The organism is Terriglobus sp. RCC_193, from assembly GCF_041355105.1.
Classification (GTDB): Bacteria; Acidobacteriota; Terriglobia; order Terriglobales; family Acidobacteriaceae; genus Terriglobus.
In genome coordinates this window covers 323940-344663 of record NZ_JBFUPK010000002.1, presented here as the reverse complement: position 1 = coordinate 344663, position 20724 = coordinate 323940, and the positions used below count along the sequence as shown (strand labels likewise).

Genomic DNA, 20724 nt, shown 5'->3' with positions numbered 1-20724 from the left:
TGAGAATGCGCGAGAGATCAAGCGGAAGCCTGTGGCGGGCTGGATGGCCCCCTGTGTGGGGACTGCTGTGGCTGGTGTTGGCGCTGGGAATGGAGCATCGCGCGGTGGCGCAAGTGGCTACAATGACAGTGAGTGACACGGTGTACCAGGCAGATGGGACACCGGCTTCGGGAACAGTGCTGGTGAGCTGGCCTGCATTCACGACTGCTGCGGGCCAGAGTGTACCGAAGGGCAGCACATCGGTGATGTTGAATGCGGGCGGTGTGTTGACGGTGTCATTGGCGCCGAATGCGTCGGCGACACCTGCAGGCACGTACTACACCGTGGTGTATCACCTGAACGATGGCTCAACGAGTCGTGAGTATTGGGTGGTGCCGGTGAACAGTGCGCCGGTGACGCTGACTGCGGTGCGGAATACGGTGTTGCCCACAAGCGTGGCGATGCAAACGGTGTCAAAACAATATGTGGATCAGGCGATTGCACGTGCGGCATTGACAGGCGCTGTACCGGAAGATGCTTCGCCCTATGTGCAGAAGACCGGCGACACGATGACTGGCGCTTTGGTGCTGCCGGGCGATCCCACATCGAGCCTGCAGGCTGCGACGAAGAACTATGTGGACGTAACGACAACCGGTGTGCAAGCGGGACTGGCGCAGAAGGTGTCGACAGTACCGCAGGGAACACAGACGGTGACGCAGCCTGCGGGAACTCAACTGCAGGTGAATCTGCTGAATGGCCAGGTATATGCGAAGCCGTATCAAACGCAGGGTGGATCCGACGGCATTGCCAATGCATTTGCCAGCAGCGATTGCACCACGTCCTGTACGGTGGTGGCAGATTCTTCCTATAGCGGTATTGAACCCGTCGCGGTGCCACGAGATGGTGGCCGGGTTATCGATCAACGGTTGAATAACTATAACGAGTACACGTTGAATGCACGCGGTGGTTCTGGGCATAGTCTGAACACCACGTGGACAATGGCGACGCCCGCGCGAAAGACAAACGGGTTCAACCCTGCGAATCAGTTTGCACTTTCGATCCAGACGAATGCGCTTGCAGGTGGCAACAACGTTTATATGCAGGCCGCTTCGGTCATTCCGTATTTCAAGACGACGTACGGAGCGGTGAGCATTCAGTCGCTGAACAACACGCAGGGGCAGCATGTTCTGGAAAGTCGCATGCAACGTTGCTATGGCGTGGGCGACTGCCTGATGGGTTCTCAGTATCTCTTGAATTCAGGTGGCGTTCGTGATGATGGCGATGAAGGCTCGCATCCGTATGACATCCAGATCACGGAAGATCCCAGTGTGTTTACAGGCACGTGTGCTACAGGCTGTACGACTGGTTCGACGCAACTGACGACAACCATTACTGCAGGTGGAGGGACACAGGGTGATGGTCGTTATCTGATCGATACGGCTGCATCGAAAACCATATCCACTGGTCAGATCATCGGCCTGGGTAGTCATCCTCTTCATTCTGCTGTCATGTTCACGGGGACGTCGTTTCCGGTGAGTACGTTCTTTACGATTGCGTCGGCAGCCGTTTCGCAGAGCAGCAATATCGCGCCGGGGACTGTGACACTTCCCATTGTGACGAGCGGTGTGAGTTCAGGGTATTCGACCAATACGGCGAGTGCTCCTGCGGGTTCAGGTATTGCCTGCGTTGTCAATCAGTTTGGGGCCAGCGGCGCCGATGTTTTTGAGATGGCCCCTTACACGATTGTGGACGGCAGCCACATTCAGTTGACGCTGAATAAGCCGAAGCTTGCCGGCGCGACGATTGCGATGGGTGGTCTTTGCGGTTATGGGATCGAGCAGAAGGCGGATACCGTTGGTGCGATACGACAACTGTTTCCTGTGATTGGTTCCGCATCGCCGACCATGCTTTTGTATGCATCACTCGTGACTCAGAACCTGGGTGCGCAGCAGGGGGCAAGTGCTTTTGCGAATATTTCTTCTACGATCACATCGCTGCAAAGGAGCGGCAATGTTGTCACGGCTACTATGGCTTCCGGTTTTCCCGCTGATTTGAATGGGTTGACGCTGACGATTTCCGGCGCAGCCGATGCAAGTTTCAACGGCACGTTCCTAATTACGTCGACAGCTGCAAACCAGTTTACGTATGCACAGACGGGACCGAATGCAACGAGTTCCGGAGGTGCGGCGAGTTATCAGAACGGTGGTTATGTTCTTTATCCAATGGCGGAAGTACTGAGCGTGATGAACGCGACGACGCGCTCGGTGGACGGTACGTTTGTTCTGGCACCGAACATGGTGTCGTGGGCAGCTGGAGATCCGGTGGAAGAGCCGCATTTTTTCCAGATGCGCGAGAACAGCGACATTTCTTATGTAACGCAGTACATGCCTCGTGGTTCGGTGGAACAGCAGGCGGGTATTCAGTTCAACGGCACCGTTGGCGCCTATCTTTCAGGCTGGATGGTGTCGAACAATGGAAACGTCAATCAGTACTACGGCAACGGTGGAACACATATTGCTCCGAAGGCAGCGCTGCTGGTGAGAGGTGTGTGGGATGCCGGGCTGGATATGCAGGCGGGTGAGACATCGGCCATTCGCGTGCGTTGCAATTCGCATGGCTGCGGGAACTGGAACTCCACGTACAGCCTGCTGAATCTGCAGAGCAATGCGGGCGTGGATACGGTGAATTATGCGCCTTCCACATCTTCACTGACGTTCTCCATGCGCGGTACGCCCTATGTGATCTCTCCGACAGGATTGACCGCAGGAACGATTAACGCGACGACGCTAAATGTAAATCGGATCAACGGTCTGCAGACGGCGACGGCCTCCGCTGTGGGTGGCGTGACGCTGGGACCTACGGCAACAAGCTCTGTGCTGGCGAATGTGGCGACGAGCGGTAGTGCAAGCGATCTAACGACTGGAACGCTGGATCCGGCACGTTTGCCAGCGAGTGCGCTGGGTGGGGTGTGTGCGAGCAATGTGTCGTATAGCGCGAACCCGACATTTGCGGTGACGTGTGCGAACACGACGTTTCACATGCCGCTGACAGGAAACGTGACGAGCGAAACGTTCACGGGACTGACGGCGGGACAACACATTACGCTGATCTTCCAGGTGGGTAGTACGTCGGGATACACGGTGGCGTGGTCTTCGCAGGTACATGGAGGATTTGTAACCAGCAGTACAAGCGGCGCGGCGGGCTATACGCTGGCAGGAAAGTATCTGGTGCAACAACTGGTGGTGGATACGGACGGCGTCACGCTTTTGAATCCGGGAGCGATCAATGAGTAAACGATACATGCGCGAATACAGCGCGATTCATGGGGCAGCCAGATGGCTGCCCCTTTTGATTGTGGGGATGTTTGCCGCAGGGATGCATGGACAAACATCTGGTGTGCCGCCACTGGTGAGCGGCGATTGTAACGTTGCAAGCAATAGCGTGATGACTTGCAGCAGGACAAACGGAGTTGCATTTGCTGCATCGGCTACGACGGATACAACGAATGCCGCGAACATTGCAAGTGGAACATTGCCAGCAGCGCAGACAGCAGCAATCTCCGGCGATGTAACCAAGGCGGCCGGTTCTGCTGTTGCAACGGTCACGCGTGTAAATGGAGCGAGCATTCCGACGGTTTCCGGAATCGCAGCGACGAATACATCTGGTCAGTTAGTAGCGGCGACTGCCATCCAGGCACGTGCTCTGGTTTGTACCGGATCGCAGTCGCAGTATTACTACTGTGATCCGTCCACCGGTGCGTGGGGGGCGATTGCCTCTGTGCCAGCTGTGAGTTCCGCTGTCGCCATAAGCGGTGGCACCATCAATGGAACACCGATTGGCGCTACAACTCCCAACTCGGGTGCGTTTACCACGCTTTCCAGCAGCGGACAGACGACCAGTACGGGTGCATCTGCGGCAAGTACTCCGGCACGTCTGGATACAGGCACTCTTTATACCGCAGGTACAGGAACGACAGGAACGCCTCATTGGTACATCAATCAGGGGGCAGCGGTATCCAGTTGGACCAGTGGAGGAATTGAGTTCGGCATCAACGCTCCCAGCGGTTTCGGCGGTGTCTTTTTCTCCACGCATGTTAATGGAGGCAATCCTCTGTTTGAGGTTTGGGGAGACGGCTCGCTTCGATGGGGAGCTTCTGGTGCGACCTGGCTGAATGCCGTATCAGGCGTATTGGTTTCCAACAAATCTCTTTCATTGCCAAGCTATACGGCAACTGCAACGACGGGAGGGTTTGTTGCGCCACTGTATACACCTGCTTCGTCCACGGCCACATGTACGGTTGGCACCGTTGCATGGGACGCGAGCTACTTGTATGTATGTCGCGCGGCGAATACGTGGTCGCGTGCGGCTTTGAGCACGTTCTGATCGAGTGCCGGAGAGATGAAGCGTGGATGACTGGAGTGAATTTGCTTCGCTGTTGAAACAGCCAAAGGGGACGCTCTTCCTTGCAGAGCACATGTTGTGTGTGCGGGATCGTTCCGGCAAGTTGCAACCACTGCGTGCGAATGTGGCGCAGCGCAGGTATGAAGCTCGGCGTGGCACGGAAAACATCGTGCTGAAGGCGCGGCAGATGGGGATGAGCACGTGGATTGCGGGGCGGTTTCTGCTGAAGACGCTGCTGATTCCGGGAACAATGACGCTGATGGTGGCGCATACGCAGGAGAGTGCGGAAGCTCTTTTTGCAACGGTGCAGCGGATGTGGGAGAACCTGCCCACACCGCTGCAATCGAGCATTGGAAAACGTGGGCGTGCAAATGCGCGACAGATGACGTTTCCCACGATGGATTCAGAGTTTCGTGTGGCGAGTGCGGGAGAGCCGAATGCGGGGCGTGGATTGAGCGTGACGAATCTGCACTGCAGTGAGGTGGCGCGATGGCCTGGCGATGCAGCGGAGACGTTGGCGGGATTGCGTGCGGCTCTGGCTCCGGGTGGCGAACTGGTGCTGGAGAGTACGCCGAATGGGGCGTATGGCTGCTTTTATGAACAGTGGCAGCTGGCGGAGATGAATGGGATGATGCGGCACTTCTTTCCGTGGTGGTGCGAACCGGCGTATGTGGGTGCGCCGGTTGCGGAGTTCACGGAGGAGGAAGAGGTGCTGGTGCAGCGCGAGGGACTCACGGCGGAACAGGTGGGGTTTCGCCGTGAGCTTGCGCGGAGGTTTGGTGCGATGCGTGTGCAGGAGTTTGCGGAGGATGCTGTTAATTGCTTTCGCGAGAGTGGCGATTGTTTCTTTGATCGGGATGCGTTGGCTGCATGTTTGAAGGATGTTGTTGTACCGATGGATGTGCGGCGCAGCGGTGCATTGCAGGTGTGGCTGCCTGCGGTTCCTGGTCGTAGTTATATTGCTGCTGTGGATGTTGCGGGTGGTGGTAGTGAAGGCGACTATAGCGCGGTGCAGGTGGTGGATATTGCCACGGGGATGCAGTGTGCGGAGTTGCAGATGAAGATGTCACCCCGTGATCTGACGAAGGTGGCAGCAGAGATTGCGCAGGAATATAACAGCGCGATGCTGGTGGTGGAGCGGAACAATCATGGGGCTGCGGTGCTGGCTTATCTGGAGCAGGAACGCGGCGTGAATGTATTTGTGGATCGCGATGGGTTGCCGGGATGGTTGACGGATGCTGCTTCGCGACCGCGGATGTTAAGTGGGTTGGCGGTGCTGCTGCCTGCTTCGCGTTCGTTGTTTCGCAGTGGACGGTTGCTGGCGGAGATGCGGAGCTTTGTTGTGGATGAACGCGGACGGGCTGCGGCTGCGGTGGGATGTCATGACGACCTGGTGATGAGCATGGCAATTGCACAGGGTGTGCGCGCGAGGATGACTTAGCGGTGGCTCTAGTATGCTTCCGGTTGAGGTGATTCGTTGGCGGTGCAGGCGGTACAGGCGATTCGCAGAATGCGCGGCGGTGCGCAGAGCCAGTTGATGCTGGGGGCGGACGGCAACCTGTGGGTGGTGAAGTTTCGAAATAATCCGCAAGGCGAGCGCGTGCTGGCCAATGAGTTGATTGCCACGCGTATGGCGGAGGCGGTCGGATTGACAGTACCTTTGTCCGATGCGGTGGACGTGAGCGGATGGCTGATTCGTAACTCGCCGGAGATGTGGGTGGATGCTGGACGTGGTGAGCGTGTGGCGTGTTCGGAAGGGCTGGCGTTCGGTTCGCAGTTTGTGGGTGGATTAATGCCGGGGCAGGTGGTGGACTATCTGCCGGAAGAGCTGTTGCCGGAGCTTCGGAATCTTTCTGAGTTCGCGGGAATGCTGTGCATTGATAAGTGGACAGGCAACAGCAATGGGCGGCAGGCAGTATTTACAAGGAAGCCGAGAGAGCGGAAGTATCGCGCGGTGTTTATTGACCAGGGATACTGCTTTCAGGCGACGGAGTGGAAGTTTTCGGACTCGCCGCTGCGCGGTGTGTATATGCGCAACTGTGTGTATGAGTGGGTGACGGGCTGGGATTGTTTTGAGCCTTGGATCACACACGTGGAAGAGATGCAGGTGGAGACGTTGTGGGGTATTGCAGAGGTGGTTCCACCGGAATGGTATGGCGATCCTTCGGAATTGGAAGCACTGATGGAAACGATGCTGAAACGGCGGTCGCGTGTGCGAGAGTTGATTACTTCGTTCCGTGAGAGTTCGCGGAACCCTTTCCCGAATTGGGGAAGGGTAGGGAAAATTGTGGTGCCGGGGGCCTTTGCGGGTGTTGAAGCAGCGTCTAAATTTGTGATGTAGCGTTTGTGGCGGATGGTTTGAACCTGTGGCACTGTGAGGATTCGTTGGGATCCTTCGCTTTGCTCAGGATGCCGGAGTGTTCTAAGGAGATCGGTTGCCGGAACGGATACAGTGCGAGTTTTTTCTGCTGCGGTATGTGCCGGATGCAGTGAAGAACGAGTTTGTGAACATTGGTGTGATGCTGCGTGAGGCAGGCCGCACCGAGACAACACAGGTGCGCTTTACGCGCGACTGGAATCGTGTTCGTTGTATGGATCCGGATGCCGATACTGCTTTGCTGGAGGCGATGGAAGGCGAGATTGCCGCACGCGTTCGCGATGGTGGTTATGCTTCGAAGCCTGCAATGCAATTGTTGGAGGAGTCGCTTTCCAACTCCGTGCAGATCACGGAAGTGCGCGGTGCGCTGGCGGAGAGTATGCCGGCGGAGATGGAACAGTTGATGCGGCTGTATGTGGAGCCGATGCGCGAGAAGGTTTCGCGGAAGAAGAGTGGACGTGCTTCGATTGCTGCTTCTATCCGTAGCGAGTTTGAACGCGCGGGTGTTTGGGACTTGATGCGGAAGCGGATTCCCGCTTCGCAATATACGCGCCCGGGCGATCCGTTAAAGTTGGATTGCGGGTATCGCTCGCCTTCGCTGGTGCGGATGTTCCAGGCGGTTTCGCTGGAGGGGGATCTGGAAGCGGCGAAGGTGCTGGCGTTTTCCGTGGATCGTTTGCGGGCTGGTGTGCGCAAGGTTGAGGCTGCGGAGCTTGATCTTGCGGCGATTGTGGAACCTTTGAAGGTTGTCGCGGGTGATGGCGGCGAGGCGGAGGACCGGTATCGCTTCGGCGTGGAGACGATGGAGGAACAGGGGCTTCGCGTGTTGACGGTGAATGATCTTTCGCGTGTGGCAGAGACGGCACGCAGGGAGTTGCTGATTTAGAAGTTGCAAGTGGGACATGCTCTTGCATTCGTAAGTGTGCAATCAATTTGTTGTAGAGGCGTAGCCATTGGCTGCGCCTTTTGCTTTTGGGGTTGAGAAAAGGAGGGCGTGTGAGTTTGGTGGAGCGGGTGCGTGGGGCGATGCGCGGTTGGAAGGGTGATGTGGAAGCGGCAGGTGAGGGACAGCGTAAGACGCAGATGTTGCCTGCGGTGCTGAGTCCGTGGCGGCCAGGTGGAAATGTGAATGCGTTACCGAAGGCGACGCCTGCGAATCTGCGGAGGTTTGCTGAACTGCCGATGGCGCGACGGGCGATCAATGTGGTGAAGGATCGTATTGCGAGTATGGACTGGCAGGTGCGAGCGAAGGCGGATGCTGTTGCAAGTGAGGAACTGCAGCAGCGGTTGCAGGCACTTCGTAATGTGTTTGCTGCGCCGAATCCGCAGGACAGTTTTCGTACGTTGCTGGAGCCGTTGCTGGAAGACGTGATTGTTGGCGGCTTTGGCGCAGCAGAGATTGAGACGACGGGTGATGCGGCCGCCCCGGTGCGGTTGTGGCCAGTGGATGGCGCGACGATTGCGATGGATGCGGCGTGGAATGGGGATGCGGAACAACCGCGTTATCTGCAGACCATGATTGGTGCGGCGAAGAGTGTGCCGTTGCTGGATCGCGAATTGATGTATGTGCGGTTGAATGCGCGGTCGTATACGCCGTTTGGTTTGGGAAGACTTGAAGTGGCGTTCGAGACGATTAGCCACTTCCTTTCTGCGCATCGTTATGCAGCGAAGCTGGCGAGCAACGGTGTTGCGCAGTACGCGTTGTGGCTGGATGAGGTGACACCGCAGCAGCAGGAGCGGCTGACGCGTTGGTGGCAGGACGAGGTAGAGGGATCGGCGCAGGTGCCGATTCTTTCCACGAAGACGAAACCTGAGGTGCTGCGGTTTGCGGGTGGCACGGATGCGGATCTGCGATTGCAGTGGCAGGAGTTTCTGCTGCGTGTGATGGCGAATGCGTTTGATCTGCCGCCGATGTTGCTGGGGTTGGAGCACGATGTGAATCGCTCGACCGCGGATGAGATGGCGGAGCAGGCGTTTCAAAGCGCGATAGTGCCGGTGGCGAAGTTGATTGCAGAGCATCTGACGCGTGATGTGATTGCGAAGACACTGGGGTGGACGGATGTTGAGTTTGTCTTCAACGATTTGCTTTCGCGAGATTCGTCGGATGAGGCAGATCTGCAGATCAAGCTGTTGAATGCTGGTGTGCTTTCTGTGGATGAGGTGCGGGTGATGCGTGGGTTGCCGGTGTTCGAAGCAACGGTCAGTTAGTTAGCGAGTCAGCTTGGTTGGTGAGGGCTGTGGCTCCTTGATGCATTGCAGGCTTCTGGCGGCGTTGTAGTAGGCACAGAGGAATGCAGGCCCCCTTCGCTTCGCTCGAGGGCATGCTTCAGCTACGCTTTGCTGCGTTCAGGATGACGCGCGTTGCGCGTATGAGCTTCGCTTACGCGAAGCTGGCGTTGCTTGTGTGGCTGGAGAGATCGGAACGTTGTGGTGCAGTGAAGTGCGTTGAGATTCTTCGCTTTGCTCAGAATGACGGCTTTGGCCGTGTGAGCTTCGCTGATGTTTGTGTGGATGAGTGTTTCGTGAAAGGAGGGAAAGGTGCAGCTTCAGGGGATGGCTGTGGAGTTTCCAGCGGTGATGGGGCATCCGAACCGTGTGCCGTTTGAAGGCGTGCTGACGCGGGTGGATGCGCCGAGCGATAAAGCTCCGAGCGGTGCGCGCGGGCATCGTGTGGTGCTGACGCGCGAGGCTGCGGAGTCGGCGTTGCCAAGTCTGCTGGGAATGGCGGTGGATTTCAAAGCGGGTTGGGACGGACATGATGCGAAGCAGAAGTGCGGCATTATCACGTCGGCTGTGATTGAAGGTGATGCCGTGCGTGTGAGCGGATATCTGTTTGCGCGCGACTTTACCGAGATGATGCAGGAGATGCAGGCGCATGGCGATGATGCATTGGGTATGAGTTATGAGTTGGCCGATGCGCATGTGGAAGATATGCGTGCGGAGATGTGGCGATTGACGAAGGCTACGTTTACCGGTGCTGCGATTCTGCTGCGTACGAAGGCGGCATATCGGAATACCAGCTTTCGCGTGGTGCGAGAGAAAGTGTCGGCATGTTCGGTGAGGACGGGGGCGCGCAAGAGCGTACGGCGTGCTCCTGCGATGGAGCCGATGCCAGTGCGGCGTTGTGCTGTGAAGGAAGGAACGCGATGAGGGAGAGTGAGATGGAGATAGCGAGTCAGGAAACCAACGAGTCAGTAAGTCTGTCTGATGTGATTGAAGCGACCGCGGAAGAAACGCAGCAGGATGCGATCGCGGAGCTGGATCGACGGATTCGTGAGTTGGAGGCTGCGATGGGGGACATGCGCAGTGTGAAAGCTTCGGCTGCGGTTGGGCGAAAGACTTCAGCTTCGATGATGGCGAAGGGAGCAGAGGCATCGGATATGGATGCGGCATTTCGCTCGCTGAGTGTGGAACAGCGCATTGCCGTGAAGAGCGGATTGATGCGGGCTGGCTTGCTTTAACGTTTGCGCTACAGAGAGGCTGCGGCTACCCAGGTTCGTTTCGCGAATCGGGTCGCCGACTTAAGTGGAAGAAGAGTTGCATCGTGCTGTCGCTTCGGGTGACGGTGTTCGATGTATCGAGATGAGAGATGCGTGTGGCGATCAAGCTGCGCGCTTTTGTTTTTGAAAGGGAAAAGATGATCGCACAGTTTAAGGACATTCATGCAGCAGCGGACTTTATCGGACCTGGTGCAATTGAAGTGCCGCAGTATCAGCAGGAGATTACCGACATTGTTCGCCGCCGCGGTGTGTTCGGTCAGCGTATTAAGCAGGTGCCTGCAACAGGGCATCCATCGCGCTTCTTTGAGGAGACAGGGATTCCTTCTCCTTCGGCTGCAGCGGGGTTTGTCGATCCGCGAAACATTGTGGCTCCTGTGGTTTCGCCCACTCGTGTGGAGCGCAGTGTGCCGTTGAAGGCGCTGGTCGCGCAGTTAAATTACAACTTGTTTGATATGGAGATTGGCCAGCAGCAGAGCCAGTTTGCGTATCTGCAGGCAAAGGATCTGACGGACACCGTTGAAGGCGTGATGCGGACGCATGACGTTGCGCTGTGGAATGGCGCAGACACCAGCCTGAGCACGCCGACCAGCACGCAATATTACGGTACAGCTTCGCAGATTATTGCAGGCGGTAACACGACGACGATTGGCACGAATGCTTCGATTGTGGATGGCCTGAAGTCGACCGTGGCGCAGATGGTGGCGAATAGCAACTATGCAGTGCGTCCGACGGCGATCTATGCCAACCCTGTGTTGCTGGACCTGATTGATCGCGAGATGAAGAGCGAGTTCAACGTGGTGCTGAACACGAAGGAGATTGCGGGTGGCGTGACGGTGAAGACCCTGTCGACGCAGGCTGGCGAGATTCCTCTGATTCCGGAGTGGACGCTGGGTTATACCGGGACGCCGGGTTCTGGTTCGGCAGTGCTGCCAGCGTACATCGTGACGGAAGACCTGATTGAGTATCACTGGCTGACTGATCCGAATCCGCGTGTGTTCCAGCTTGGTACGCCGGGATCGCTTGCTTCGCAGTATGTGGTTGTGAAGTTTGGTGGCGTGGTGGTGAAGGGTGCGAGCTACGCGCACTACCAGGTGCTGGTGGATCGCTAGGACGAGGTTGAGCTTGGCTCAGCATGACTGCGATGGATTTGAAGGGCGGGGTGGCTCATTGCCATCCTGCCCTTTGTCTTGCGGTGTTTTGACGGGTTGTTTGTGTGGAAAGGATAAAGGCGAATGCAGTATCTGAGCGCGGCGGAGTATGTGAGGTTCGGGCTGGGAGAGGATACCGCGGATGAGCTGGTTGTGGCCGCGTCGGCGATGATCGATGCGTTCTGCCGCCGGGCCTCGCTTGCGGTGATGCAGTATGTGGAGCGCGTTCGGCTTCGGCGTGGCTGCGAGGCACAGTTGAGCTTCCTGCCGATGGCAACAGTGAGCGGTGGCGCGAGTGCGCTGTTGAGTGTGCGTGCACGTATGGGGCGTGCGATTGCAGATGTCCCGATGGCTGAGGCGCTGTGTGTCTTTGGTTTAGCAGGTCAGTGGACAGATGTGGATGTGAGTACGGTTTCTGTGAGTACGGATGGGGTGTTCACGTTGATGCCGCATCTGCTGGGCGTGCCTTACGTGGAAGCGGAAGTGACTTATACCGCTGGCTATGAGGATGTTCCCGTACCAGTGAAGATCGCATGCGCGCAGATTGTGAAGAATGCCCAGGCAATGCCGGCGCTGAATGTGAGGCGACAGGTAATGGATGGCATGCAGATGGAGTACTTCCAGGGGGCGCTGCTGGATGCCGAAGTGCAGCGACTGTTGCAGCCCTATGTGGCGGAGAGAGTGGGGTAGCTGCGATGCAGGGAATGAATGTGGCAGAGCGCAGAGCTGCGTGCGCGATGGTGCGGTTCGTTGGTGGTGATACAGCGCGATTAGAGATGCCGGCACCTCCCATTGCAGGCGATGATGAAGAGCAGCTTGGCTTGCGTACGCCGGAGTTCTTCGCGAAATTGTTGGCACCTGTTGCGATTCGCAGTGCGAAGGACTCCACCGAAGTTCTGGTGGCTGCGGATGTGCTGGAGGAGCTGCTGGGCGTAAGTGGATGTGGCGCTGTCGCAGCTGCGATGATGGCGGTCTACGCCGTGGTGATTGGTGATGTGCGTTATCGCATGACAACGACGGAATGCGTGAAGGCGAAGGGCGATGCTTGCCTTTACCGATTGCTGTTGACTGCCAACGGCGTGGAGGTGGTGTAGCGATGCAGAGTGCGAAGGATACGTTTCTGTTGACGTTGCGTGACCGGCTTGCTGTTGTGAATGCAGCCAGGACTGTGGCGATTCGTGGTGCGTTGCGTCCCGCGGTGATTGCCGATGATGTGGAGCTTCCGTTGGCGCAGGGTGAGCCGATGGATTGCTTTGTTTTGCAGTGGTTGGATGAGGTGATTGATTCCAGTGAGCCATTGCGACTCCATGCTTTGCAGTGTGAAGTTCGTTATGCAACGCGCGGCACCCAGGAGTTTGTGGGAATGGACCGTGGGCGTGTGCTGGCTTCTCTGGATGCTGAACTGGCGCAGATGTTGCAGCCGCGATTTGCACCGTTGCAGGATTTTTCCGGAAGCGCTGTCGTGATGCGCACGACGCATGTGTGGTGGTCGGAGATGGAGCCTTCTCCGGTAGTGGTGGATGGTGATGTGTTGCGACGTGCGGTGAAGTTGACGGTCTATGCGCTGGAGGAGACAGAGCAATGAGTTCGACAAATGTGCTTGATGCGGGCTCTCTGTTTGCCGGAGAGGTCCGCGCATATTTTGCGCCGGTGGATCGAGTGAATGGCACGCCGATGGCGTTTGATGCGGCTTCGATTGGGCGATTCAACCTGGATACGCCTCCTGCCGGATGGATAGATGCCGGCATTGTCTCCACTGTGAAGCGCGACACGGGTGAGAGCTGGAAAGCTGTGTGGAGTGGTGCGCCTGCGATGGTGAAGTCGCAGGGACGATCGAAGGTGGAAGAGATTGTTGAGGTGTTGTTACCTGGATGGACGCGGATGGCTGTGGCGTTGTCGGCAGGTACGCAGACGATGAACCTGTTGAAGACGGCTGCTGGCGTGAATGCGAACCCCTCGGGTGGGACGGCAGTCGCGGCCGAGGTCGTTGGCAGTGGTTCGACAGCAACCATGTTGCAGCTTGGTTCGGCGACGGCAGTGCGGGCTGGGGACGTTGTTGTGGTGGATGTTGACTATGACGGTGCGACGGGATACGTGGGAAGCGGCATTACAGGCGCTTATGTTGCGACGGTTCCAGAGATGCCCGACGTGGACTTTGTTCGCCGGGTGAGCTTCAACATTGCACGTGTGTTGAGTGTGGATGGTAGTGCGGTCACATTGGCTTCCCCATTGCCTGCTGGAGTACCGGATCCGGGCACAAGGGTCTCTGTTGTTGAGGGTTTTGTGGATCGCAATGGAGGGAGTTTCGCGCAGGAGTGGTCGGCCCTGTTTGTTGTGGATGGATTTCAAGGGGACCGTTTGATTTTGCATTATCCACGACTGCAACCCGCTGGCGGAGGGGCTGCGGAGAATGCGCTGGAGATGACGAAGGGTGTTACGCGATGGCGGCCGATGGCACGCATGGTTGCGTTGCCTGTTATCGACGCCGTGGATGGCGTTGGTGTGGTTAGTTTTCGAAGTTATCTACCTGCGGCGATGCGGCGCGTGTAAGGAGAGTTATGATTCTGCGGATTGATAACAACGATGGCGTGGGCGAGGTGGATTACACGCTGGCTGTGCGCACAGATATGCCGCTGGAAATTATGCGAGGCCGCGGGAAGTGGACAACGTGTTTCGCCGGGCTGGACCTGGTGGGGAGCGGCCTGGTGATGCCGCAGAGCCGTTCGCAGGTGCGAGTTCTCGATTCTCTCGGAGCCGTGTTATTTCATGGAATCCTAGAGGCCGCATCAAGAGCGTCGCGTGCGATGGCAGGAACGAGTGGTTCTGATGACTGCGTGGTTCTTCGCGCAGTAGAGATGGCGTGGCTCACGCAAGCCTCTGCTACGGATGTGTTGCAACCTGCGACGGCGATGCAACACTCAATGGCCCTGCATGATGTGACGCTGAAGATGGACGCTGCGACTTCACTCTTCTCTGATCTGGCACAGGATGTAACGGTGAGCGGTGAGTATGAGCCGACGCAGTATGTTACAGAGCTGTTTCGAGGGGATGGCGCGACGGCGAGTTTTGCGCTGCAGCATGCACCATTTCGCGAGAGCGGAAACGACACGTTGCTGGACGATGCATTCGATGGCAGCGCGTTTGATTCAGATGTATGGTCGCGGATGGATGCGGGTAGCTATCTGTCTCTGGGCAGTGGCGGTCTTCGCATGAGTGGCGGTACGGGATTCGACGGAGCCACGCTGCTAAGCGCGAAGTCTCTGGTGGAGATGGGTGGCGGGTTGGTTGCAGAGGCGACCGATGTCATGTTGAGCACCGGAAGCGATGGCGTCTTGCTGGGCTTTTATAACGGCATGACAACGCGTGCTCAGTGTGTGGCCGGTGTGCGTGTGCGCGGGGCGGCAGGAGCGCATTCACTGGTTGCAATTGTGAATGGTGTGGAACAGACGACGAGTTATGACTTTGCGGATGGTCATCGTTATGTGCTGCGCGTGCGTTTGTATTGTGCGGAGATGCAGAGGATTCGCAATCGCTATGGCGTGCTGGTAGATGGTGTGCTGCAGCAGTTTGGCGGCGATGCCGTGGATGCACCGTTGCAGGTGGTGATTGAGGTTGCGGACCGGGGATTGGCATCGAGCACGCTGCCGACGGTTTTGTACGACGGAGCGATGGCTGTCTCGCCGCTACAGTGTGTCTTTGCGCCGGTGAACAGTGTTGCACTGAACGGCAGTGTGGGACGTGTGACGCTGACGCGTACGGGATCATGCCTTGTGGTGTCGACGGCGGCGGATGGGACGCAGCGGACACGGCGGCCGGGCGTTTCCACGAGCGGAGCAGACTATGGTGTGAGTTCCGCGGGGGTGGTGACTTTCGCCGCGGGACTTTTGCTACAGCCAGGCGAGTTGGTAACGGTGCGTTATCGTCGGCGGGGTCGCGCGGTGGCGCGGGTGATCGATGACACGGCGGAGTTTGTGAAAGAGTCACTTGGCCTGCCGGGTATGCCTGCATGGGCGGGCACGGTTCGATCATCACTGGCGCGTAGTTCGGTGGATTGCGAGTCTGCAGCGAAGGCGCTTCTGGCTCTTTCGGCGGGATCCGCAACCGGTATTTCAGGATCGGTGACCTGGTTGCGCGAGGCTGCATTGACTGCGGATGTGGCACCAGGCGATACGTTGCTGATTGCGAGCGAGGAAGGCACGCAGGTATTGCCTGTGCAGAGTGTGCGCATGGTGGATGGCAACTGTGAGCCGGAGCAGGTGATGTATACGGCTGCGTTTCGACAGGGCCGTGATGTAAGTCTGAACTTTCATGTGGGAGATGTGCTGGCCGCGGATGTTCCGGGGAATGTGGCTGTGGCGACTGATGTTGCGCTGCCAGTGAGTCTCTCCGGCCTGCAGGTGACGGTAGCGACGACTGCTTCGTTGGAGGTGGATAGCGGTGTGGATGCTCCGGATGGTTGTGGCTTTGAGGTGCGGCGGACGGATGCGAACTTTGGCGCGTCGTCGACGACGGATCTGGTGCTGCGTAGTCCGGTGCGTAGTTTTTCGATTCCGCGCACGGATTTTGCGGAGCGGTTTTTTGTGCGGATGTATGACAACTCGGTGCCTGCGAAGTATTCCGCGGTGTCGAGTGTCGTGTTAACGAGTCTGCCGGTGAGTTAGGCCATGTGCCGGATGTGCCGTGCGGGCGGAGGAGGATTGCGATGACGGACTTTGAAGCGCAGGTGCTGGGCGATCTGAGTGCGCTGAAGAGCCAGATGCATGCGCTGCTGGGTGTGGGGCAGCCGGGACGGCTCAGCTTGCTTGAGGAGCGTGTGGATCGGCATGAACGAACGGTGCAGCGCATGAAGGGTGTGGGCGGCGCATTGAGTGTGTTGATGACGCTGTTTCATGTGGCATTGGATGTGTTGCGACGTTAGTTGGCGACAACGGGAAGTTGTAAAGACGGGGCTACTCCAGATGGAGCAGCCTCTGATTTTTTTAGGAGAAGAGGATGAATTTCTTGAGACTGTTTTTGCGTGGAATTGCTCTGCTGCCAAGCCTGATTCAGGGCATTGAGTCGGTTTATGGAGCGAAGACCGGTGATCAGAAGAAGAGTGCGGCACTGGAGATTGTGAGCGCCGCGGTAAAGATGGCGGATGCCGTTGCGAACAAGACGATTGTGAATGCGGATGGATTCTCCAGCGGCCTGGGGTTGGTGATTGATGGTGTTGTGGCCTGTTTGAATGCGAGTGTGTGGGCGAAGTAGTTGGAGTGACGTGGAGAGGGCTCTCCAGCGGGAGAAGAATGCAGGTCCGTCGACTACGCTGCGCTCCGCTCAGGATGACGGCCTTTGACCGTACGAGCTTCGCTGAGATATAGCGATGATGCGCTTTGCGCATTTGACTTTGCCTGGAAGACGCGTTCTGTATTTACGACGTTCCGATACCAGCGAGGTGAACGATCCAGTAAACTCATCCCCGCCCTGGCAGGGTCGCCAATATAATCAATGGTATGGCTGACAATCCGCTGATTGGCGTGGTGATGGGATCGAAGAGCGACTACGCGTGCATGGGCGCGGCGGTCCACATTTTGAAGGAGTTTGGTGTGGCGTACGAGGCGCGTGTGGTTTCCGCGCATCGTACGCCGGACCTGCTGTTTGAGTATGCGGAGCAGGCGCGTCCGCGTGGATTGCGGGCCATCATTGCTGGTGCAGGCGGCGCTGCGCATCTGCCGGGCATGTTGGCGGCGAAGACGATTGTGCCGGTATTTGGCGTGCCGGTGAATGCGACTTCGTTGAACGGCATGGATTCGCTGCTGTCGATTGTGCAGATGCCGAAGGGCATTCCAGTGGGGACGCTGGCGATTGGTGAAGCAGGTGCTGTGAATGCGGCGCTGCTGGCGATTGCAGTGCTGGCTACGACCGATGCAGCGCTGGGCGATCAGCTGGAGAAGTGGCGCAAGGAGCGTGAGGTGGTTGTGCGCGCGGAGACGCTGGAAGATGGAGCAACTGCATGAACACCACTCCTGCTGACCTGATGGAAAAGCTGCGCGGGCCGGTGCTGCCGGGCGCGACCATCGGCATCTTTGGCGGCGGCCAGCTTGGCCGCATGATGGGCATTGCAGCGCGTTCGATGGGCTATAAAGTTCATGTTCTCGATCCTGATCCGGCTTGTCCTGCGGGTTACATTGCGGACAAGGTGATTGAGGCTTCGTGGAACGATCGCTGGGCTGCTGCGAATCTCGCTCGTGAATCTTCGACGGTGACGCTGGAGATTGAGCAGGTTTCGGTTACGAGTCTGGATGAGGCTTCGCGATGGGCGCCGATGCGGCCCGGAGCGGCGATGCTGGCAGTGATTCAGGATCGCGTGGAGCAGAAGGATTGGCTGCAAAAGCATGGCTTTCCTGTGGGGCCGTACCGTTCCGTGCGTTCACCTGAGCAACTGGCGGAAGCGGTGAAGGCGCTGAATGGACCTGTGTTCATAAAGTCTGCTCGTGGCGGTTATGACGGTCGCGGACAGGCGAAGCTGGGATTTGGCGGCGCTGTTGTGGATGATGCCGCGCTGCGTCAGGCGTGGGAGGATGTGGGCGCTACGGATTGCGTTGCGGAGCGTGCGCTTGACCTTGCGAAAGAGATCAGCGTGATGGTCGCTCGCGCTCCGAATGGTGAGGTGAAGGTCTACCCGCCCGCGGAGAATTTTCACGAGAACCAGATTCTTAGCTGGAGCGTGATTCCGGCGAGCATCTCCGATGAGCTGATGAAGAAGGCTCAGAAGGTGGCGAGCGAGATTGCCGACACGTTTGGATTGGAAGGCCTGCTTGCCGTGGAGATGTTTCTGACCACCGATGGTCAACTGTTGGTGAATGAGCTTGCACCGCGTCCGCACAATAGCTATCACGGCAGCGAACGTGCGTGCACGACGGGACAGTTTGAACAGGCCATCCGCACAGCATGTAACTTGCCGCTGGGTGATGTGTCGCTGGTGCAGCCTACGGCGATTGCGAATCTGCTGGGTGATGTGTGGCTGGATGATGAGGGTAAGGAGAAGCAGCCTGCGTTTGATAAAGCGCTGGCTGTTCCTGGTGTCCGACTGACGCTGTATGAGAAGTTGAAGCCACGTAAGGGACGCAAGATGGGGCATCTGAGCGCGGTGGGCGCGACGGCAGACGAGGCTCGCGAGCGTGTGCTGGCAGCGAAGGCTGCGCTGTAACGAATCGTGGCTTCGCTGGATACATCGCCTGTTGTTGGCATTGACTTTGGCACGACGAACAGTTCGGTGGCGCTGGCGCTGCCGGGTGGTTCGGTGCAGTTTGTCGACTTCCCTTTTGCCGATGCTCTGACGCGGTCTTCGCGGTCGGTGCTGTATCTGCAGAAGAAGATCGGTGTAAGTAAAGCAGCCTCTGTGTGGAGTGGGCCGGAGGCGATTAAGCGCTATCTTGCTGCGGACAACTTCGAGGATGAAGTACAGGGGCGGCTGATCCAATCGTTGAAGAGCTACCTGGCTGCGCGGTCATTCAACGGCACGGAGATTTTCGGGCGCCATTATCGCGTGGAAGACCTGGTTGCAAAGATGGTGGGTGATCTGCGCCATCGCGCCAGTGCTGCTCTTGGGTTCGAGGTGAAACGAGCGGTTGTCGGGCGGCCAGTTTCGTTTGTTAGTGCAGATAACGATAGCGACAATGACTTTGCGGAAGAGCGCTTGCGCGCTTCGCTGCTGCAGGCGGGATTTACCGATGTGCGATTTGCCATGGAGCCGATTGCCGCAGCGCATACCTACGCTGAAGGTATCGAGCGGGAAGAAACTGTCCTGATTGGTGACTTCGGCGGCGGCACTACGGACTTTTCTTTGTTACGTGTTTCGCCAACAGAACGCGCTGTGCTTGGAACGACGGGTGTGGGACTGGCGGGCGATGCGTTCGATGCTAAGATCGTGCATTACCTGGTTTCGCCTGCGCTGGGTTCGGATTCAATGGCGCGATCGTTGAACAAGGTGTTGCCTGCGCTGCCAGCGTGGGTCTATGCGAATCTGGAACGCTGGCATACGCTGTCGTTTCTGCGGACGCGACAGGTGATGGAGATGCTGCGCACAACGCAGAAGCGCGCGCTGGAGCCGGAGAAAATTGCTGCACTGATTGCCGTGGTGGAACATGATCTTGGCTATCGACTTCATCAGGCGGTGCAGCGCGTGAAGATCGATCTTTCCACGCAGGATGAGACGGAGTTTGTCCTGGAGACGGATGCGGTCTCTTTGCGCGAGCCGGTGACGCGGGCGCAGTTCGAGGGATGGATTGCTCCAGAGCTGAAGCGCATGGAACATTCACTGAACGATGTTTTGCAGAAGACTGGTGTTGCGGTTGCGCAGGTGGATCGCGTCTTTCTTACAGGTGGAACTTCGCTGGTGCCTGCGGTGCGGCGGGTGTTTACTTCGCGGTTTGGGGAAGAGCGCGTGATCAGCGGCGAAGCATTTACCAGCGTTGCACACGGCCTGGCACTGATGGCGAACTAAGTCCAGAAAAATGGCACGACTTACAGTGAGCGTGGCTGCTTTGCTGTGTTGCCCCTTATGATAATCAGCATGATTCCCGGAAGTTTCTTCATCATCGCTATTGCGACTTTTGCTCTTGCGACTGCTTGCGGTTCCTGGGTGCGAAAGAAGTTTTCAGCCACCGTGCAGCGTGAAGGTGAATCGCTGAAGACATTGGAATCAGCCATTCTTGCACTGCTTGGCTTGCTCTTAGGTTTTACATTCGCCATGGCAGTTTCGCGCTTTGACGCGCGAAGAGGGCTGGCGATTGATGAGGCAAACGACATCGGTACCTTGTGGCTGCGCACCTCACTTCTAAGCGATGGCGCCAGAAACGCAGAGCGCGCATTGATTGTTCGCTACGTCCATACGCGCATCGAATTTCTTGCGGCTGGACGATCCAGAGAACGACTTGCACAGACCGCAAGAAATACGGCGCAATTGCAGAATGAGATTTGGGGCATTGCGGCACAAGAGGCCAACCAGCGCCGCGATGCAACTTCAGGACTCTTCGTTTCGGTTCTGAATGATTGCATTGATGTGACAGAGAAGCGCACAGCGGCTCTGGAGAACACGATCCCGACGGCTGCATGGGCAATGCTGCTGATTATTGGCGGCATCGGTTGTGGTTTAGTCGCAGTGACCTTTCAAGGGAAAGTCTTCGGTCTACGCTTGCTGCTGCCGTTGGTGCTGGCATGCACCCTGGCCATGATCTATGACATTGACAGTCCCCGCTCCGGACTCATTCGGGTGCATCAGCAGAGTATGGAACGCCTGCTGCAGACAGTGCAAACACCTTAGCTTAGGGATTTTCAG

At 57.5% G+C, this 20724-nt stretch carries 20 protein-coding genes; all 20 read left to right on the top strand.

The annotated features are described in order from the left end of the window. The first annotated feature begins 5 nt into the window (after window positions 1-5). A complete protein-coding gene (locus AB6729_RS10220; protein ID WP_371081510.1) occupies window positions 6-3272 on the top strand; it encodes a hypothetical protein in 3267 nt (1088 codons plus the stop codon). Then, window positions 3265-4362, top strand: a complete 1098-nt coding sequence (locus AB6729_RS10215) for a hypothetical protein (RefSeq protein ID WP_371081509.1) — start codon at window positions 3265-3267, stop codon at window positions 4360-4362. The genes AB6729_RS10220 and AB6729_RS10215 overlap by 8 nt, the downstream gene beginning before the upstream one ends. A 22-nt stretch (window positions 4363-4384) precedes the next feature. Further along, the gene (locus AB6729_RS10210; protein ID WP_371081508.1) at window positions 4385-5821 is read left to right on the top strand and encodes a terminase; all 1437 of its coding nucleotides are present in this window, start codon (window positions 4385-4387) and stop codon (window positions 5819-5821) included. Window positions 5822-5863: 42 nt separating this feature from the next. Beyond that, window positions 5864-6721: a HipA family kinase gene (locus AB6729_RS10205; protein ID WP_371082612.1), complete on the top strand. Its 858-nt coding sequence runs from the start codon at window positions 5864-5866 to the stop codon at window positions 6719-6721. A gap of 94 nt (window positions 6722-6815) precedes the next feature. Beyond that, complete coding sequence (locus AB6729_RS10200; RefSeq protein WP_371081507.1) at window positions 6816-7643, top strand: DUF3037 domain-containing protein; 828 nt, start codon at window positions 6816-6818, stop codon at window positions 7641-7643. A gap of 110 nt (window positions 7644-7753) precedes the next feature. After that, window positions 7754-8965 (top strand): phage portal protein, encoded by a 1212-nt coding sequence (locus tag AB6729_RS10195; protein WP_371081506.1) that lies wholly within the window; start codon window positions 7754-7756, stop codon window positions 8963-8965. Window positions 8966-9295: 330 nt separating this feature from the next. Then, on the top strand, window positions 9296-9907 hold the full coding sequence (locus AB6729_RS10190; protein ID WP_371081505.1) for a hypothetical protein: 612 nt from the start codon (window positions 9296-9298) through the stop codon (window positions 9905-9907). A gap of 11 nt (window positions 9908-9918) precedes the next feature. Further along, window positions 9919-10218: a hypothetical protein gene (locus AB6729_RS10185; RefSeq protein WP_371081504.1), complete on the top strand. Its 300-nt coding sequence runs from the start codon at window positions 9919-9921 to the stop codon at window positions 10216-10218. 176 nt (window positions 10219-10394) lie between these two features. Further along, window positions 10395-11366: a hypothetical protein gene (locus AB6729_RS10180; protein WP_371081503.1), complete on the top strand. Its 972-nt coding sequence runs from the start codon at window positions 10395-10397 to the stop codon at window positions 11364-11366. Window positions 11367-11489: 123 nt separating this feature from the next. After that, entirely contained in the window at window positions 11490-12095 is a 606-nt protein-coding gene (locus tag AB6729_RS10175; RefSeq protein WP_371081502.1) for a hypothetical protein, read from the top strand. A gap of 20 nt (window positions 12096-12115) precedes the next feature. After that, window positions 12116-12499 carry a hypothetical protein gene (locus AB6729_RS10170; RefSeq protein ID WP_371081501.1) on the top strand — a complete coding sequence of 128 codons (384 nt, stop codon included), beginning with the start codon at window positions 12116-12118 and terminating at the stop codon, window positions 12497-12499. Between the two features lie 2 nt (window positions 12500-12501). Further along, window positions 12502-12990, top strand: a complete 489-nt coding sequence (locus AB6729_RS10165) for a hypothetical protein (RefSeq protein ID WP_371081500.1) — start codon at window positions 12502-12504, stop codon at window positions 12988-12990. Continuing rightward, window positions 12987-13955 carry a hypothetical protein gene (locus tag AB6729_RS10160; protein ID WP_371081499.1) on the top strand — a complete coding sequence of 323 codons (969 nt, stop codon included), beginning with the start codon at window positions 12987-12989 and terminating at the stop codon, window positions 13953-13955. The genes AB6729_RS10165 and AB6729_RS10160 overlap by 4 nt, the downstream gene beginning before the upstream one ends. An 8-nt stretch (window positions 13956-13963) precedes the next feature. Beyond that, window positions 13964-16066 (top strand): hypothetical protein, encoded by a 2103-nt coding sequence (locus tag AB6729_RS10155; protein WP_371081498.1) that lies wholly within the window; start codon window positions 13964-13966, stop codon window positions 16064-16066. Window positions 16067-16107: 41 nt separating this feature from the next. Further along, window positions 16108-16323, top strand: coding sequence for a hypothetical protein (locus AB6729_RS10150; protein ID WP_371081497.1), 216 nt, complete (start codon window positions 16108-16110; stop codon window positions 16321-16323). A gap of 74 nt (window positions 16324-16397) precedes the next feature. Beyond that, a complete protein-coding gene (locus AB6729_RS10145; RefSeq protein ID WP_371081496.1) occupies window positions 16398-16652 on the top strand; it encodes a hypothetical protein in 255 nt (84 codons plus the stop codon). A gap of 245 nt (window positions 16653-16897) precedes the next feature. Next, window positions 16898-17401 carry a 5-(carboxyamino)imidazole ribonucleotide mutase gene (gene purE / locus AB6729_RS10140; protein WP_371081495.1) on the top strand — a complete coding sequence of 168 codons (504 nt, stop codon included), beginning with the start codon at window positions 16898-16900 and terminating at the stop codon, window positions 17399-17401. Next, window positions 17398-18594 carry a 5-(carboxyamino)imidazole ribonucleotide synthase gene (purK, locus tag AB6729_RS10135; RefSeq protein WP_371081494.1) on the top strand — a complete coding sequence of 399 codons (1197 nt, stop codon included), beginning with the start codon at window positions 17398-17400 and terminating at the stop codon, window positions 18592-18594. Before purE ends, purK begins: the two co-directional genes overlap by 4 nt. Window positions 18595-18600: 6 nt before the next feature. Then, window positions 18601-19890, top strand: a complete 1290-nt coding sequence (locus tag AB6729_RS10130; protein ID WP_371081493.1) for an Hsp70 family protein — start codon at window positions 18601-18603, stop codon at window positions 19888-19890. A 69-nt stretch (window positions 19891-19959) separates the two neighbouring features. Then, a complete protein-coding gene (locus tag AB6729_RS10125; protein ID WP_371081492.1) occupies window positions 19960-20709 on the top strand; it encodes a hypothetical protein in 750 nt (249 codons plus the stop codon). The last annotated feature ends 15 nt before the right edge of the window (window positions 20710-20724 follow it).